The organism is Natrialba taiwanensis DSM 12281, assembly GCF_000337595.1.
GTDB classification, from domain to species: Archaea; Halobacteriota; Halobacteria; order Halobacteriales; family Natrialbaceae; genus Natrialba; species Natrialba taiwanensis.
Genome location: NZ_AOIL01000009.1, coordinates 193,469 through 210,809, shown reverse-complemented (window position 1 = coordinate 210,809; position 17,341 = coordinate 193,469). Strand labels below are relative to the sequence as shown.

Genomic DNA, 17,341 nt, shown 5'->3' with positions numbered 1-17,341 from the left:
CGTCGATCCGGAAAACGACCGTTCGACGCGCTTCGAGTCGAGTTCAGCCGTACTCCGAATCATCCGTTCTTGCGAATTTCGGACGACCCGATCGAGAAACCGGCCGAAGGAGTCACTCGATCGCTTCGACCGGATCGCCAACGTGAAGCGGTTTCCCTCGATCGACCTCGGGTACCCGAGTGATGATCATCAGCGCGTAGTAGTGCTCGAACGCATCCTCGTCGGCCCATTCCGGAAACTGTTCTCGGCGGTTTCGGACGAATCGCGTCCGAAATTCCTGGATCGATTCGCCGGTGTCGGGATCGCGCCGGGGTACGATGCACCGACCACACGGCTTGACGCCCTCGAAGCGGCTGTCGCCGACCTCGAGCGCCGGAGCGCCGTCGCCGACGAACCGGTCCTCCCAGAACGGCGGAACGCCCGAAACCTCCACATTCGCCCGCATACGGCGTCGTGCTCCCTCGACCGTCATCTCGTCGAACCACGAGGCGACTGTCCGAAGCGTGGCCGTGCTGATAAGCGATGGCCCCATCTCGCGGCGGTCGACGAACCCCAGCGATTCGTCTCGCTCCAGGACGAGTTCCGTCCCGAAATAGTCGCTGAACCACTCCTCAACCCGTTCGCGCTCGCTCTCGAGATCGAACCGTCGTTCGTCGCCGTCGGCCGTTTCGACCGTCATCTTCCTCGCCGCCGGATCGAAATCGGTCTCGAGTTCGTGGACGCGGTCGGTCCGCTTGCCGTTAATCACGTCTCCGTCGGTGTCGACCAAGACGAACTCGCGGTCGTACCGGAGGGTGCCGCCGTCGAGAACGGACGTCGAATCGAGATCGATCCCGTCGAGTCCCTTCACCGGAAATACGGTGAGTCGTTCGAGTGTTGCCATTGGTTGTTGTTTCTCGTTGAGCCCGATATTCGTTTCTGTGGTGGCGAGTAGTGATAATGGTCCAAGGATATGAATACGAGCGCCGCTCCGTTCACGATTGTTGCGAATATATTCGTGCGTTTTTCCAACACGTAGGAATCCGCGGTCCGTTTGACGGCGCGATAGATTCGAGTTCCGGTCGTCATGCAACTATCGAGACGACAACTCGCCGCGTTCCTCGCGACGATTTTCGTCGTAAACCTCGTCGTCATGGGCGGCGGGGCGTGGCTTTCGTACGCGCACGAACCGGAGATACCCGACACGATCGTCGGTCCCGACGGCGACCCGGTCGCGACGAGCGAGGACGTGCAGTCCGGGAAGGCGGTGTTCCAAGAGAACGGTCTGATGAACCAGGGATCGATCCTGGGTCGCGGCAGTTACTACGACACCGACTACACCGCCAATACGCTCGAGTTGAAAACCGAGCACATGCGCGAGTACTACGCGCAGGACCGCCACAACGAATCCTATGCGGCGCTTTCTGCGTCGGTGCAGGCCGGGATCGATCGGGACGTCCGCGATGAACTCCAATCGAGTCGCTACGACGCGGAGACCGTTGAATACTCCGCGGCGGAGGCCTACGCCCACCAGCAAGTCCGCCAGGAGTACGTCGACCGCTACTACGAGGGCGACCGCGACCGCGGCGTTCCGGAGGGTCAGATACAGAGTAAGGCAGCGGCAGAACAGTTCGCCGACTTCGCGCTGTGGACTGCCTGGATTTCGCATACCGACCGTCCCGATTCGACGGTGTCGTTCACCAATGATTGGCCGTACTCCCCGGCGGCGGGTAACGACGCCGGCGGCCCGGTGATGACGTGGAGCGTCATTGCGATGGTGATACTCGTCGGTGGTGCGGGTGCGGCGATTTGGCTCTACCAAGCCGTCGAAATTCCCGAACCCGTTACCGCGGGCGTTTCGATTCCCCAGCCGGCGGATATCGAGTTGACGCCGAGTCAACTGTTGAGCACTGGGTTCATTCTTTTCGGCGCATTCCTGTTTGCCGTCCAGACGTTCCTCGGCGGCTTGCTCGCGCACTACTACGTCGAACGAGACGGGTTCTTCGGCCTTCAGGAAGTGACCGGACTCGACATCCTTCAGTGGCTCCCCTGGTCGATCGTCCGAACCTGGCACGTCGATCTCGGCATCCTCTGGATCACCACGATATGGCTCGGTGCGGGGCTCTTCCTCGCGCCGTTGCTGACCGGCCGTGAACCACCCAAACAGGCGCTGTACGTCAAGGGGCTGATCGGTGCGTTACTCGTCGTCGCCGTCGGTGGCGTGGCCGGTATCTGGTTCGGCATTCACAATTTCTTCGGTGATCGGCTCTGGTGGTTGCTCGGCAACGAGGGTCTCGAATATCTCGAGATCGGACGGGTGTGGCAGTTCGGTCTCCTAGTCGGCTTCCTTGGCTGGACCGTCCTTGTCGCCCGCGGATTCAAGCCGCTCCTCGATCGGGAGCCCCGCTATGGGCTGGCGCACATGATCGTCTACGCCGGCGGCTCGATTGGAGTATTGTTCATCGCCGGGTTCCTCTACACGCCGACGACGAACATCGTGACGACGGAATTCTGGCGCTGGTGGGTCGTTCACATGTGGGTCGAGGGCGTGTTCGAGTTCTTCATCATCGTCGTCATCGCCCTGACGCTGGTCTCGATGAATCTGCTCTCGAAGGCGGCCGCCGAGAAGGCCGTCGTCTTCCAGGCCGCGCTGGTGATGGGCAGCGGCATCATCGGTGTCTCGCACCACTACTGGTGGGCCGGGCTTCCCGAGGTGTGGCTTCCCATCGGGAGCGTCTTTTCCACGCTCGAGTTCGTGCCGCTGCTTTTCATCCTGTACGAAGCACTCGGACAATATCGTGCGATGGACACCGCCGGGACGGACTTTCCCTACCGAACGGCGTTTTACTTCATCGTGGCCTCGTCCGTCTGGAACTTCCTCGGAGCCGGCGTGATCGGCTTCTTCATCAATCTGCCGCTGATCAGCTACTACCAGACCGGCACGTACCTCACCGTCGCACACGCACACGGAGCGATGTTCGGCGCCTTCGGCCTGCTCGCGATGGGAATGGCCGTCTACATCCTCCGGCTGACGACTCGAGACACCGGGTGGACCGGCCGCCGCTTGCGGTGGTCGTTCTGGCTCTGCAACGTCGGACTGGCGCTGATGATCGTGCTGTCCTTGCTTCCCATCGGCTTTCTCCAACTCGAAACCTCGTTCACCCACGGGTACGCTGCTGGACGCAGCCTCGAGTTCTACAACGACGGGCTGATTCAGACGCTGTTTTGGCTCCGCCTCCCGGGTGATACGCTGTTGATCCTCGGTGCGGTGCTTTTCGCCTGGGAGGTGGCTGCGAAATTACTCTTCCGGCGGAAGAAAGCTACCGAGGGGACGACCGATCACGGTATCGCCGATCGAATCGTCGGCGGCCACGAGTCCGCTGATCGGGCCAGTGACGATTAGCTGATCACTCACGCGTGGGAGATCCACCGTTTCTGCCGGCGGCGTTTTCTGCTACCCTCACTTGATACTTGAACGGCGGCGATCAACGTTGAACGTTAGTTCGGAAGTCCCATCGCGCTGATCTGTTCCTGGTATCGGTTCCGAATGGTGACCTCGGTCACCTGGGCAACGTCGGCGACCTCTTTCTGCGTCTTCTTCTCGTTACAAAGCAGCGCGCTCGCATAGATTGCGGCCGCAGCGTATCCCGTTGGGGATTTTCCGGATAGCATTCCCTGCTCGGCCGTCGTATCGATAATTTCGTTGGCTTTCGCCTGTACCTCTTCCGGGAGGTCGAGTTCGGAACAGAACCGCGGCACGTATTTTTTCGGATTCACGGGCTCCATCTCGAGGCCGAGCTCTTGTGAGATATACCGATACGTGCGGCCGATTTCCATGCGATTAACGCGCGACACTGCAGCGACTTCGTCCAGCGATCGCGGTATCCCTTCCATTCGGCAGGCTGCGTACAACGTGCTCGTGGCAACGCCCTCGATCGAACGGCCGCGGATGAGATCCTCGTCGAGTGCGCGTCGGTAAAGAACGCTCGCGACCTCTCGAACGGAGCGCGGGACGCCCAGTGCGGAGGCCATTCGGTCGGTTTCGGAGAGGGCGAACTGCAGGTTTCGTTCGCCGGCATCCTTCGTCCGAATCCGTTCTTGCCATTTTCGCAGCCGGTTCATCTGTGAGCGCTTGTCCGAGGACAGCGAGCGGCCGTAGGCGTCCTTGTTTTTCCAGTCGATCGTGGTCGTCAACCCCTTATCGTGCATCGTCTGGGTCGTCGGGGCACCGACGCGGGATTTACTGTCTCGTTCCGCCGCGTTGAACGCTCGCCATTCCGGCCCGCGGTCGATCACCTCTTCCTCGATAATCAATCCGCAGGCCTCGCAACTGATTTCGCTCTCGTCCGGACTCCTCGTTAGTGAACTCGACTCGCATTCGGGACAGGTCTGAGTTCCCTCTCGCTCAGTAGTCTCTTCTTTCGATTGCGTGTCCTGATCTTTCTGCCGAGTTAGGCGTTTCACTACGCGTACAAAATCCCTCACGAGAGTTAAATACTGGGGGTGATTTACAGACGGGGATCTCACTGCTGAACGTCCGCGTTGAAATCAGCGGCGGGCGGGCCAGCGACTGGATGACGATAATCGACGCTACGACGACCGATTAAACTACGAAGAGAGCCTCGAAAGAGCCAGTCAACTCGACTCTCGCATTCGACTATCCTCCTCGTGACGCCGATACGTGTTCCATGGGGTTCAATGAGTGGTCGAGGGATTTTATCGCACGCTGATTGTCTCCCTCGAACGCCGACGGCTGCCGAGGCAGTCGTAGTATCGATTGGACACGCGGAGACCATCACTCTGCATGAAGTCTCGCCGGATGTTGTTTGAGGCAGTATTCGACTCCCGTCCGCGAAGAATCGCGCCGTCTCATACCGTTACCGAACGACGACCATCACCCACTCATTCGGTGCCCGTCTGCGCACGACGGACCGCTCGAACGCATCGCCCGATGCGTCATCGGCACCGACCGCCGTCGCGAGTTCAGTCTCGAGCGACGACGGGTCGGCGTCGGTGAGTAGATACGTGGTCTCTCCGGGTTCGGTCGCGCGGAACTCTTCGATCGCCTGCTCGCGGCGGATCGGTCGGGAGAGGCCGCGGAGATCAAGGGCGTGGGCGGGCACGGAGAGATCCACAATTTCGTCCAACCGGTCGCGGACGGCGTCGGCCAGGGTAACGATCTCGGCCGGAACGTCGCCGCCGAAGTCCCGAATCCGTTCCTCGAAGGGCAGTTCAGACAGCACCGGTTGCTCGAGCGCTTGCTCGATGTTCGCGTCGGGAAAGAGGTCGTGGTCGCGGCCGCACTCGCACGCGAACTCGCGCATGTTGACCACCGTTCCCAGGAGGGGGATTCCGTTTTCTTCGAACAGCGTCGCGCTCCGGGACGTATCGGCCACGCTCGTCGGGTGGGGAGTAGTGACCAGCACCGCGCCGTCGATCGGCAGCGATTGCAGCGCCGTCAGCACGATGTCGCCGGTTCCCGGCGGGAGGTCGATGACCAACGTCTCGAGTTCACCCCATGCGGTGTCCTCGAAGAGTTCGCTGACGGCTTCGTGGGCCATTGCCCCGCGCCAGGCCAGGGGCTCGTCGTTCGCGATGAGACCGACGCTCATCGTGACGAGCTCGCCGGCGGTGATCGGTTCGGCGCGCCCCTCGGCGGTGGCAGATACGGGCCCGTCGATATTCAGTAGATTGGGAACGTTCGGCCCGTACAGATCGGCGTCGAAGAGACCGACGTCGCGATCGGTCCCGGTCGCCAGCGCCCGAGCGAGTTGCGCCGCAACCGTCGTCTTTCCGACACCACCTTTGGCGCTCGCGACGGCGATTACGGTGTCAACGTTCGCCGGTCCGTCGACGCGCTCAGCCGCAGTCTCGTCGGGGCTCTGGACCTCACCCTCGATCGTCGCCTGTTCGACTCCGGGGGTCGAAAGCGCCGTTCTACGGAGCGCCTCTGCGATGTCATCCGCAATCGGTTCCTCGAGTTCGGCGAGGGAAGCGGATACGTGCACCGTTCGCTCGTCGACCGAAACCTGGGTAACCAGTCCGGATTCGAGCACGCTCCCGCCGGAGACTGGGTTCTCGACGGAACGCAGTCCGTTCCGGACGCGATCTGCGAGCCCGTCGGCCGGTACCTCGTCGGGGACCAGGCTATCCTTCGCCATCTCACATGACCTCGAAGTCGTCGGGTGCCCCGGACTCGGTTTCTATCTCGGTCTCGGTCATCAGCGTCCCACCGTAGGGACGGAACTCGACGTTGTACGCGCTGGAAACGGCGTCTAGCGCGTCCTCGCGCTCGGCGATCGTGGCGGTGTCGAATCCGAACGCCTCGATCGCTGCGACCAGTTCGTCGTCGCTCACCCGACCCTCGGCGTAACCAGCCGCGATCCCGTCCCGGAGGATATCCGCATTCCGCCGCAACCGTTTCGCGTCCGAAACCCGCTCGTAGCGGTCATCGTCTAGCCCGTCTCGATCCAGCGGAATTTCCTCGAGTAACGCGGTCGCCTTGGCGTCGAACTCGTCGGCTAGTGTCAACAGTTCGATGACCTGATCCCGCGTAGAGAGCGACTGCCAGGCGCCGCGAGCGTCGGCAGGGATGGCAGCGTCGACGGCCTCCGTCCACTCGGTCGATCGCTCGACATCCTCGAACGCCTGCGCGACGAACGCACCGACGTGGTCGTCCGGGATTGTGATGCCGAGTGATTCCTCGGAACCCGATCCTGCACTTGCGGCGGCAGCGCGGCTTTCGGCCGTACGGGCATCGTCTGGCTTGTCGTCTTCGCGGTTCGCGTGCGATTCGTCCGTACCGGATGTGTTGTCGCGTTTGTCAGTCATCGTCGATCACGCTGTCCCTGCGTCAATCCGTCGATCGAGCCGGCTGGTCCCCGTCTCGTCTCCCGGCGGTTCCGTTCTCGCTCTCGCCGGGATCCCGGTCCGCTGCCGGGCGCAGCCTCGTCGTTCAGTTCGACGTTGAGCCGTTCCGGGTCGACGCCGCGGGCCGACGCAAGCGCTCGCTTGGCAGATCGGCGTACGTCGTCGCTCCGATCGGTCAGTCCGTGCTGTTCGAGGGCTTCCTCGGCCCGGTCGGTTCCGAGAGTTCCGAGGCTGGTCGCGGCCTTCGCTCGGACGAACGCCTCCGGATCGCGGACCATGACTGCCGCGAGGATTCGGACAGTCTCGTCGATGTCCTCGGAGAACTCGCAAAGATAGGTCGCCGCGTACTCTCGAACGCCGGAGTGCGGATCGTTCGTGAGTCGTTCGACGAGCAACTCCTGAGACGCCGCCCCCGTCTTTGAGAGGGCGATAACGGCGTTACGACGCACCCAGCCGCTGTCGTCCGTGAGGGCCGCCCGAATCGGCTCCTCGGCTTCCGGTGCGATCCGAGACTGCGCGACGACGGCCTCTGCGCGGACCCACTCGTGATCGTCGGTCAGTGCCGTTCGAATCGCCGCGGCAGCCACCGCTTCGCCGTCAGATTCGGGAGCAGTGTCCGTAGCGAGGCCGGACGCTTCGACAGCGAACTGTCGTACGTCCGCGGAGTCGTCGTCGGACACCAACTCGGCGAGCTGTACGATCGTTTCCGATGTTAGCCCGCCGTTGGCAGCTATCTCGACCAGTCCGAGCGCGGCGCGTCGGCGATCGCGTTCGCGAGCGGATCCGAGTCGGGATCGAAGCGTTGCTTCGTCGCCGGTGGGTGCCCGCCCCCGGGCACTTCGATTCGCGTAATCGGTCATTCTCGTATCCTCCAGTAACTGATGAGCCATGCAGCGCCCGTCGCGAGGATAATCGCAGCGGGCCAGTTCGTCGCCGCTCTCGCCGCCCAGCGCGCCGATGTCGTCGCGCTAGCTACGACACCGCTGTCATTGGTGTCTGTCTCGTTGGCGCCCTCATCGTCGGCGGAATCGGTTTCACTGAGCGTTCCGTCGCCGGGATCCAGGGTAAGAAACTGGTACGAGAGCGATTTCTCACCGTTTGCCTCATCTGCGCTCCCGTTCCAGATGGCGTACGTGAGGTACATCTGCTCGCCGTCTTCGAATACGGCGTCGTAGTCGCCGGCGGTCTCATGTTCACGCTGAAACACGACCGCCCACCCGTCGTCGGTCCGCTGACCGTTTGCCGCGACGGGCTGGGTCTCAGCGTTGGTCAGCGAGCCGAAGCCGGTGGCGTAGTAGTTCTGGCCGTACTGGGCGTTCGTCGACTGCGAGACCGGGTTTTCAGCCGCCTCTCCCGGCTTCGTTTCGGCATCCGGGTGCGGGTAGGCGTACATATCGCCACCCGGATCGGCGTCCGAATGCTGCCAGCTTGAGCGCCAGTACCAGATGTTGACCGGCTCGCCGTTCGCTCCCATGGTAACCGGCGGCTTGCTTCCGCTGCGGAGCATGATCGCCGCCGCGTCGCTGTAGGCGTCAGGCTCGTCGATCTCCGTATCCGCCGTCGGATCCTCCCACTCCAGCCGGAAGGCGACGTGCGTATCGTTCGTGACTGCCTGTACCGTCACGTTATCGACGCTCCCGCCGCCGTAGGGGGTCGTCATCTGTTGCCTGTCGAGCGAGAGCGTTTCGCTCGGCGCACCGTCCCACGCTTGGGCGTCCGGCTCGGCTGGCACCTCGGTGACCGATTGCAGCGGATGCGGACCGAGCGTGAAGACGGCGACGATCACCACCTGTACGGCCATTACCAGACATAACACGACCGCGGCCAGTTTCGTCGCGCGGCGCGCAGCGTTCCGATCGATCTCCACCGGTCCGAGGCCCCATCGTTCGGAACTCACGGAGGCCCACCTCCGTTCCCCGCTGACGCGTTCGGATCCGGGTGCTTTCCGTTATCGTACGTCACCAGCGCCTCGACGAGATCGACGGCGGCGACATACGCGTCTTCACCGGTTGCCCGGCGCAGGTCGTGGGCTACGGCCGGCACGAACTCGACGAGGTGCTCTTCGAGCACCGTCGCCTCGGCCCGACCGACGCGCTCGGCGGCCGCGTGATCGCCCGACTCGAGCGCGACAGCTCGTTGGCCGGCCAGCACCTGCATCAGTTCGAGTTCGGCGGCGACGTGATCCTGTCGCTCGTCGAACTCGTCGCTCGGCTCGAGACCGAACTCGTTCATCAGGCCGACGACTGTCGCGATCCGGCGCTGTTCGCTGCTTATCTCGTCGCGAGTCGTGTAGTGGGCCTCGTACGGAACCACGGCGTAGGTTCCGTCGTCGCTTGGGAGTCCGAACAGTTCGTTGTACGCTGATTCGAGGCCCGAAACGGGTGTCTCCACGATGGTTTCGAGTAGCGTGGTCGCCTCCGCAGAGAGGCCGAGTCGCTCGGCGGCGCGTTCGATTCCCTCGCGGGCCTCGGGGTCGAGAAGGTCGCGAACGGTGACCTCGGTGGGATAGGTAAACGCCGCGGCAGTGACACAGTACAACGTAGCCCGCGCGGCGTGATACTCGAAATCGGCTGTGGTAGTATTCGGTGTCATCGATCTGTTAGGGCTGGTTGGTCCACATCTCTCCCTCGCGGATCTCCATTTCCTCCTCGAAGGGGATGTCGACGACCTTGTCCCCCTTGCGGTCCCACCCCTTCACGCGGTGTTCTTTGACCGTGTAGGTCTCGATGAGGCGGGTCGTCGCGCCGAACAATTGGAGGATACCGAGCGTGTGGTGACTCGGATTCCGAACGCGGTCCTGAACGATCTTGATTGATTCTTCGAAGGTGCTTCCGGGCCAGTCGTTTCGCTTCTCGTTGGTGTTCGGCGTGAACATCTGGGTAAGGAACTCCGGTGGCACGTGGTAGGGAGGCATGTAGAACACCTGCGGCTGGGTGCCGAACTGCGGATACAGCGGGAGCGCAGCCTTCTCGTCGCTCTTTGCCAGGTAGTTTACCGGACTGCGGCCGGCCGCCGCCGACGTGTTCCCGTTGGGGTGGCCAGCATCGGGTCCCCGGTTGATGTTGCCGTGCAGTCGCGTCTTCCCGATACAGGAGGAGACACAGCGGGGAACGTTGCCTTCCTCGATGCGCGGGAAGCAACCGACCGGTTTCTCCGAGACGCCGGTCTCGGGATTGTACATCGGCTTGTGGTATGGACACGACTTCACGCACTTGCGGTATCCTCGACAGCGCTCCTGATCGAGGAGAACGATACCGTCCTCCTCGCGCTTGTAGATCGCCTTTCGCGGGCACGCGGCGAGGCAGGCGGGGTTCTTGCAGTGGTTACAGAGCCGCGGCAGGTAGAACTGCCACATGTCGTGGTACTCGTCGTTCTCGAGGTCGCTCTCGACGACATCGCCGGCGGGGTACTCGCCGTGGGCCTGATCGTCGCCGAGTGCGGGGTACTCCCAATCTTCCTTCTGGGCGATGTATCCCGCGGCTTGCTCGCCGTCCTCGGCGGCTTCGAAGATCGTTTCTCCCTCCTCCAGGTCGTCGAGCAGTCGCATGTCCCACCCCATCGGGTAGCCGCCGTAGGGCTCGGTTTCGACGTTCATCCACCACATGTACTCCTCACCTTTCCCGCTCGTCCAGGTGGACTTGCAGGCGAACGAACAGGTGTTGCAGTTGATACACCGGTTGATGTTGATGATCATTCCCCAGTGCCAGTCGCGCTCCTCCTCCCGGTGTTCGTATGGGTAGCTGTGCTCACGACCGAGTTGGGGGTTGTAGGTTTCCGGCATCAGCTGTCACCTTCCTGTATCGAACCGCTTACGTAATCTTGGAATAGCTCGTCCTTCCGGGCGTCACCGGGTCGCCAGTCCGCTTCCTCGTACTTCTCGACTTTCACCAGCGTATCGCGCTCGACACCGGTCGGTGCCCAGACCTGTTCTTCGTAGCCTTGCGCGAACGCCGCTCCGTGCCAGGACACGTCCTCGTCGACGATGTCGCTCACATTCGGGTCGCCGAACGTCGGTTTGTGCACCACGTCGTCAGTCTCGAGCAGCGGGTCGAGCCAAATGTTCGTCGCGACGTTGTAGCCGACGACATCGCTGGTTTCATCCTCGTCCGGGAACTGCTGTTCCCACCAGCCGTGCCAGATTGTTAGCTGGCCGATATCGCCCGCATCGCTCGGTCGCTGACGTTCACTGACGAGCACACGGATCACCAGGTCACCGCGATCACCGGTTATTTTCACGTAATCGCCGTTCTTGACGCCGATATCTTCAGCGTCATTCGGATGCATCTCGACGAACGCCTCACCGAGCGGTGGAACGTCCTCGGTCTCGCCGTCCCCCTGCGGAAACGAGAAGTCGTCGACGAGGCGCTCAGTTCCCTCCGGATCGGCGTTGGTCGATCCGAAGTCTCGCGCCGACCAGATCAAGTTCCAATCTGTCATCCCCCACGATGAGTGGGTCCGATACTTCGGATGAGGCGTGTTGTAGTGGAACCGGTAGCCGTCCTCGTAGAGTTCGTTCGTCTCGTCACCGCCTTCCTTCCACGTTTTCCCGCGGCCGTAGGGCGTTCCCTCGGGGCTCTCAAAGTGCTGGATATCGTCGCGGTTGAGTTCGAGGAAGCGATCCTCTTCCTTGTGAAACTCCATACGACCTGTCTTCGTGTAGAACGGTCGATCTTCGTGAATCTGCGAGTAGAAGGGGATCCGCGGATACGTCTTCAGTTGGAGGCGCTCCGGTCCGTTCTCGAGATCCTCAACATCGATATCTCGTGTGGTGATGCCGGAATCGAACGCTTCCTGAATGTAGGTGCGGACGTCGCCGTCTTCCGCTAAGAACTCAGCGAAGTACTCCCGGTAAGAGTTCACATTTCGCTCCTCCGGCGGAATCTTTTCGTCTAGCTTCTCGGCTACCCGGGCGACAATCTCGCCGTCTTGTTTGGTGTCGTAGATCGGATCCATCACGCCGTGGTCCATCTGGACGAACGGATTCTCCGGGCCGACCGTGATATCCGGATACTCACACTCGAGCCAGGAGTGGACAGGGAAGACGATGTCCGCGTGGCGTGCGGAATAAGTCATGTGCATGTCCGAGACGACGAGCAGTTCGTTCGCAGTCTCGGGGGGTTTCACGAAGTTCTCGATGACGTGCTCCTGATGTTTGGTCTGATTCAGGAGGTTACAGTTCATCGTCCAGAGGATCTCCGGCTTCTTCATCGTGTACGACTCCGTCCCCTCCGGAAGCACCGGTTCGTCACTGTCCTCGTGTGCGACGAGTTCGAGTTCACGGTCGTAGTCGCCGTGAATCGCGTGCGGATCTAACCGTTCGCCGCCGAAGAAGGCCAACGCGTGGCCCGGGTACATTCCGCGGGCGGAGTGGCCGTCCGGGTTGACGTACGTCGGGTAGCCGTCCAGTAACTCGATCTTGTACTGGCCGGAGTAGTTGTAGTAGCCACAGCCGCGTTCACCGATGTTCCCGAGCATCGCCTGAACGAGGAAGATTCCCCGCTGGCACTCACTAGCCCCGTGGAACCAGTGGTTGATCCCCTCACCGGTGAACCACTGGGCCTTCTCCGCGGTCGCGAACTCGCGGGCGGTCTGGCGGAGCTTCTCGGCCGGAATCGTCGTGATCTCTGCGACCTTCGACGGCGAGTAGTCGTTCAGAATCGTCTCCTTCTGCCGGGCGAAGTCTGTCCGGATGCTCACTGCGGAGCCGTCAGTTAGGGTTACCTCCGTCTCGTCCTCGAGGCGAGGTGTAACCGGCGTCTCCTCGCCGACCTCCTCGCGCGAGACGCGATGAAGGTCGCCATCCTCGCCGAGGACGACGAACTCGCCCCAGTCGCCCTCGACGTGGTGGCCGTGTTCCCCGTCGATTCCGTGGTCCGGCGGCTCGGCATCCTCGAACACGTCGTGTGCGCGAAGGTACTTTCCGTCGTCCTCGCGGACGAGTAGCGGCAGGCTGGTGTAGCTCCGCATGAACTCCTCGTCGTAGCGCTCTTCGTCGATGATGACGTGAGCGATTCCGAGCGGCAGTGCCGGATCGCTGCCCGGTCGAATCGGAAGCCAGCGGTCGCACTTCTGGACGGTCGGCGAGTAGTCCGGGTAAACACCGACGATCGTGCCGCCACGTTCGCGACTCTCCTGGAACCAGTGGTTGTCCGCGAGTTTGTTGTGGATCAGGTTCTTTCCCTGGATAATAGTGTAGTCGGCCTGTCGCCAGGCGGACGCGTCCGCGTCGCTCGTCTGGTAGCCGGTCGTCATCACGTGCCCCGGCGGTAGATCGGCGTACCAGTCGTACTCCGTCCACTCGCAGCCGCCGAAGATCGAGGCCAGTCGCCGGGCCGAGCCGTGGCGGGTGAACAGCCCGTCGGCCTTGATGGCATTGAAGACGTGAAAGTGCTGGGTGTCCTCGAGATTCGCCATCTTCTCGGCCAGGAGATCGATCGCCTCTGACCAGGAGACACGCTCGAACTCGTCCTCGCCACGACCTTCGGGGTTTGGATCGTCCGGGCTCCAGCCCTTCCGGACCATAGGGTACTTGATCCGCGTCGGTTCGAACGTCCGCCGGTGGACCGTCAACCCTTTCATGCAACCTCGCGGATTCCAGTGCTGGCTCACACCGGCGTCTTCGTATCCGCTCGGCCCGACGCTCGGCTCCTCGTTGTGATACACCTGCTCGGCGCGGATCGGCACGCCGTCTTTCATGTAGAAGTTCAGCGCGCACGACTGCGTACAATTGGGGTGACAGACCGTCCAGTCGACCTCGTCGTACGCGTAAATGTCGTGATAGACCTGTTCCCAGTCTCGATTGGGATAGGACGTGAGCGGGTTGTCGACCTGCGTGACGGAATCGACCGTCTGCGTCGCACCCCACGTGATACCGATGAGGGCACCGACCGCCCCCGTCCCGGCTGCTGCCATGAAATCGCGCCGCGAGAGGGTCATCGTCGGCCACCTCCCGTGGCGAGGCATTCTGGTGGCATACAGAACGACATTGGTCGTCCACGCTTTAACTAAAACTCCCAATTCCCGTGTTCTGGGGCATCTACCGCCGAAATCCGTCTAATGGTGGGTTTTCATATGGGGGCACGTGTTCGGGAACGGTTCGATCGGCGACTCAGCCATACTCTTCTTCCTGAGTCGACTCCACTGCTGTATCGTCCCTAGATCGTGCGTACGTGTCGGTGGCGAGTTGCTTCGATCTGCCTGTGAACCGTACGTATTGCTCTCCGTCTTCGTCCCATCGACGCAGTTGTTCCGATATGGTCTGAGATCCTGCCGCTCCGTCACCCTGACTGCGAAAGAACGCGCTGGTACGTCTCGAGCGTCCGATCGATGTCGGCAGCGGTGTGAGCGTAACTGATGAACTGGCTCTCGAATTGGTTCGGCGTGAGTAACACGTCCCGTTCGGCCATGGCCGGCCAGAAGGTTCGCTTCCATCGATCGGTCTCGCCGGTTTCGACGTCTGCGCCCGTTTTCGGGCAGCGTTCGAATCGCGGACAGTCCAACTGCTGTTTGCAGCCGGCGGTACAGTTGTCGGTCGTCGCTTCGGACCCGCTCCGCGTAAACAGCACCTTGAACATCGAATCGGTTCCTGCGACGGTGTATTCGGGAGCGTGATCTTCGACGATATCCTGCAACCCCGCCCGGATCCGCTCACCGAGTTCGTTCACGTGCGTGTAGACATCGTGTTTCTTCGCGAATCGAAGCGTCTCGAGACCGGCGGCCATCGTCACCGGATGCCCGTTGAAGGTACCGGATTCGAAGACCTCTCCCGTCGGTGTGAACGCCTGCATGATCCCCGCCCGGCCGCCGATCGCTCCGACTGGGAACCCGCCGCCGATAATCTTCGCGAACGTCGTGAGATCCGGTTCGATGTCGTACTTCCCCTGTGCACACTCCAGGCCGCCGACTCGAAAGCCGGTAATCACCTCGTCGAAGATCAACAGCGATCCGTAGTCGTCACAGAGATTTCGGAGCGATTCGTGATATCCACCGACCGGATGGACGATTCCGTGGTTTCCAAGCAGCGGTTCGGTGAGCACGGCCGCGATGTCGGATCCGTGGCGCTCGAACGCTTCTCTAACGGCCGCTTCGTCGTTGAACGGTACCGGTATCGTCTCGTCGGCGAACGTCTCCGGAACGCCGGCGCTACTCGGTTTTCTATCCGCCGCCGTCCCCTCAACGAGAAACGATTCGTGACCGCCGTGGTACCCGCCTCGCATGACGACGATCTTGTCGCGACCGGTATACCCGCGAGCGAGCCGAACGGCCGCGGCGGTCGCCTCCGTGCCAGAATTGACGAACCGCAGTCGGTCGACGCTCTCGACGTGATCGATAACGAACTCGGCGAGTTCGATCTCGATATCGGTCGGGATACCGTACATCGGGCCATCGGCGACCGCCTTCGTGATCGCCTCGCGAACGCGATCGGGGAGATCGTGACCGAGCAAGAGCGGTCCGTATCCCATGATATAGTCGAGATATCGATTGTCATCTACGTCGACCACGTGGGCGCCGTCACCGTGGTCGACGAACGCCGGCGTCGGCCGTGGATCTGCTCTGACGGGCGAGTTGACGCCGCCGACAAGTGACTTGAGCGCTCGGTCGTATAATCGGTACGAGCAATCGGAGCCAAAGCTGGCAGTCATCCGCCTTATTATTTTTCTTCGAACTATAACTCGTTGATGGTACTGGCGACAGAACCGATAGCATCATCGAACCGATTTGCCGTTCGCTCCCGGGTACGAAGGCGTCCAAGCCGCAATAACAAATACACCTCGGTCAGTCTCTCGACTCGAATCCCCAGGCTTCCAGTCGCTCGACCACGTCCTCGACATTGTACATTGCAGCCTCGTACGCTGCCTCTCGAACGTCGGTCTTCGAGACATCCGTCCCGAGTTCGTCGCTCACCGCGTCGACGAACTCGTCTTCGGCATCGACCACGTAGTCCCGGAGGTAGAACTGGACCATCTCCCGGTCCTGCTTGACGTTATCACGAACGTACACCCAAGGCACGCCCGCATCGGCGGCCCCCGCCTGCGGCGGCTCGTCGACGATCGCGTTTTGGGATCGCGATTGCGTTTGCGCGCCGGTCTCCGTCTCCGACGAGTTCTGCTCCGATTCAACGGCGGCTTCTCTCTCGGACGACTGTTGCTCCGCCGCCGTTGCCTTCGAATCGTCCGTGGACGCCGTTTCGTCGAACGTCGTCTCGAGTTCGGCGCTTTCCGTCTCTGCATCCTCGTCTTCGTCCGGCCGTGCGTTCGAACTCGGTTTAGCGTCGCGTTCTTCGGGTTCGTCGCGGTGGGTCTCTTCGGTCTCACCGTCGGTTTTGCCTTCCTCGGCCTCGTTCTCGTTCGTATCGGGTTCCGGTTCGGACTCTGGTTCGGGCTCAGCAAACGGATCGCTGCCGGACCCTTTCTTCATAGCCCGCCCACCTCCTCGATCCGTCCCGCCAATCGGTCGATTTTTTCGAGCGTTTCCATTTCGTGATCCCGCGTGCGAGATCGGTGCGTCTCGACGTAGTGGGCCGGCGTGCATTGTTGGTCCCAACAGCCTTCGAAGAGCGACGATCGTTCCCGGAGTGCAACGGGCGCGGGATAGCCGCGCTCTCGAACTTCCTCCAGATACCGTTCCTGGTCGGTCGTTCGTCCCACACCGTTTGGAACCGCGGAGAGCACGCCGATCTCGGCTTCGAGTCGTTCCTCGAGCCCGTCGACGAGTTCTTCGAGTCCGATGACGCTTTGCATGCCCTTCCCGGTCGGCTCGACCGGGATGACCAGACTTCGGGTCGCCGAGACGGCGTTGTAGAGGTGTGGGCCGGCGGTCGCCGGCGGGTCGATGACGATCACGTCGTACTCCTGTGGAATCCCGGCGTCCATGAGCACCTGGCGGAGCCGATCGTACGGATCGAACTCGTCGCCTTCGCCGAGATCGTCGGCCATTCGCTGTGCGCGATTGAGCAAGTCCTCGAGATTCTCGAGCATGTTGTGACTCGGCAGGAGGTCGAACCCGTGCTCCGTTTCGAACACGAGGTCCTCTATCGAGCCCTTCGGTCGGTCGATCAGGTGTCGAACGATGTTATCCGCCTGACTGTCGTCCCGGGGGGCATCGACGTCGAGGAGGTAGGTGAGCGAGCCGTTTTGCTGGTCCATGTCGATCGCGAGCACGTCGAGCCCGTGGGCCGCGTGGGCTTCGAGCAGGGCCGCACCCACTGTCGTCTTGCCGACGCCGCCGGCCTCCGAGTAGGTCGTATAGGTGAGCATACGAACCAGTTAGTCTCCCCGACTATAATTCTCTGGTATATGGTTTGGTTAGGTCACTTGGTTAGCATAACTTGTTGGCCTAACTGGGATAGGGGGTAAGAACTGTGGTGCAGCGCAGTTAGTGGACGATCGGGCTGGTCACGTGTTACACACATTAGTGGTTGATTCCGTTAGGCTAACAAGTTAGGCTATCTGGTTGGCTCACTCGACAGCCCTATATGAACACCCTATCGTGC

Annotated in this window: 13 protein-coding genes; 1 reads left to right on the top strand and 12 read right to left on the bottom strand. The window is 61.8% G+C overall.

Going from position 1 to position 17,341, the window contains the following annotated elements:
- Positions 1–112 precede the first annotated feature (112 nt).
- Entirely contained in the window at positions 113–883 is a 771-nt protein-coding gene (locus C484_RS01815) for an MOSC domain-containing protein (RefSeq protein ID WP_006824274.1), read from the bottom strand.
- Between the two features lie 183 nt (positions 884–1,066).
- Between C484_RS01815 and C484_RS01810 the strand changes: the two genes are divergently transcribed.
- Positions 1,067–3,382, top strand: coding sequence for a nitric-oxide reductase large subunit (locus C484_RS01810; protein WP_006824273.1), 2,316 nt, complete (start codon positions 1,067–1,069; stop codon positions 3,380–3,382).
- A gap of 95 nt (positions 3,383–3,477) precedes the next feature.
- Here C484_RS01810 and C484_RS01805 read toward each other — a convergent pair whose 3' ends face one another.
- The 11 genes from C484_RS01805 to C484_RS01755 all read right to left on the bottom strand — a co-directional run bounded on the left by C484_RS01805 (position 3,478) and on the right by C484_RS01755 (position 17,105).
- Positions 3,478–4,443: a transcription initiation factor IIB gene (locus C484_RS01805; protein ID WP_049914966.1), complete on the bottom strand. Its 966-nt coding sequence runs from the start codon at positions 4,441–4,443 to the stop codon at positions 3,478–3,480.
- A 413-nt stretch (positions 4,444–4,856) separates the two neighbouring features.
- Complete coding sequence (locus tag C484_RS01800) at positions 4,857–6,140, bottom strand: P-loop NTPase (protein ID WP_006824271.1); 1,284 nt, start codon at positions 6,138–6,140, stop codon at positions 4,857–4,859.
- A gap of 1 nt (position 6,141) precedes the next feature.
- Positions 6,142–6,810, bottom strand: a complete 669-nt coding sequence (locus C484_RS01795) for a hypothetical protein (RefSeq protein WP_006824270.1) — start codon at positions 6,808–6,810, stop codon at positions 6,142–6,144.
- Positions 6,807–7,709 carry a HEAT repeat domain-containing protein gene (locus tag C484_RS01790; protein WP_006824269.1) on the bottom strand — a complete coding sequence of 301 codons (903 nt, stop codon included), beginning with the start codon at positions 7,707–7,709 and terminating at the stop codon, positions 6,807–6,809. The genes C484_RS01795 and C484_RS01790 overlap by 4 nt, the downstream gene beginning before the upstream one ends.
- Positions 7,706–8,746, bottom strand: coding sequence for an ethylbenzene dehydrogenase-related protein (locus C484_RS01785; protein WP_049914965.1), 1,041 nt, complete (start codon positions 8,744–8,746; stop codon positions 7,706–7,708). Before C484_RS01785 ends, C484_RS01790 begins: the two co-directional genes overlap by 4 nt.
- Positions 8,743–9,441, bottom strand: a complete 699-nt coding sequence (locus C484_RS01780; RefSeq protein ID WP_006824267.1) for a TorD/DmsD family molecular chaperone — start codon at positions 9,439–9,441, stop codon at positions 8,743–8,745. Before C484_RS01780 ends, C484_RS01785 begins: the two co-directional genes overlap by 4 nt.
- Positions 9,442–9,448: 7 nt before the next feature.
- Positions 9,449–10,630, bottom strand: coding sequence for a 4Fe-4S dicluster domain-containing protein (locus C484_RS01775; protein ID WP_006666867.1), 1,182 nt, complete (start codon positions 10,628–10,630; stop codon positions 9,449–9,451).
- Positions 10,630–13,785: a molybdopterin-containing oxidoreductase family protein gene (locus tag C484_RS01770; protein ID WP_006824266.1), complete on the bottom strand. Its 3,156-nt coding sequence runs from the start codon at positions 13,783–13,785 to the stop codon at positions 10,630–10,632. Before C484_RS01770 ends, C484_RS01775 begins: the two co-directional genes overlap by 1 nt.
- Positions 13,786–14,126: 341 nt before the next feature.
- Entirely contained in the window at positions 14,127–15,491 is a 1,365-nt protein-coding gene (gene hemL, locus C484_RS01765; protein WP_006824265.1) for a glutamate-1-semialdehyde 2,1-aminomutase, read from the bottom strand.
- 133 nt (positions 15,492–15,624) lie between these two features.
- Positions 15,625–16,266 (bottom strand): hypothetical protein, encoded by a 642-nt coding sequence (locus tag C484_RS01760; protein ID WP_006824264.1) that lies wholly within the window; start codon positions 16,264–16,266, stop codon positions 15,625–15,627.
- Positions 16,263–17,105 (bottom strand): ParA family protein, encoded by an 843-nt coding sequence (locus tag C484_RS01755; protein ID WP_006824263.1) that lies wholly within the window; start codon positions 17,103–17,105, stop codon positions 16,263–16,265. Before C484_RS01755 ends, C484_RS01760 begins: the two co-directional genes overlap by 4 nt.
- Positions 17,106–17,341 lie beyond the last annotated feature (236 nt).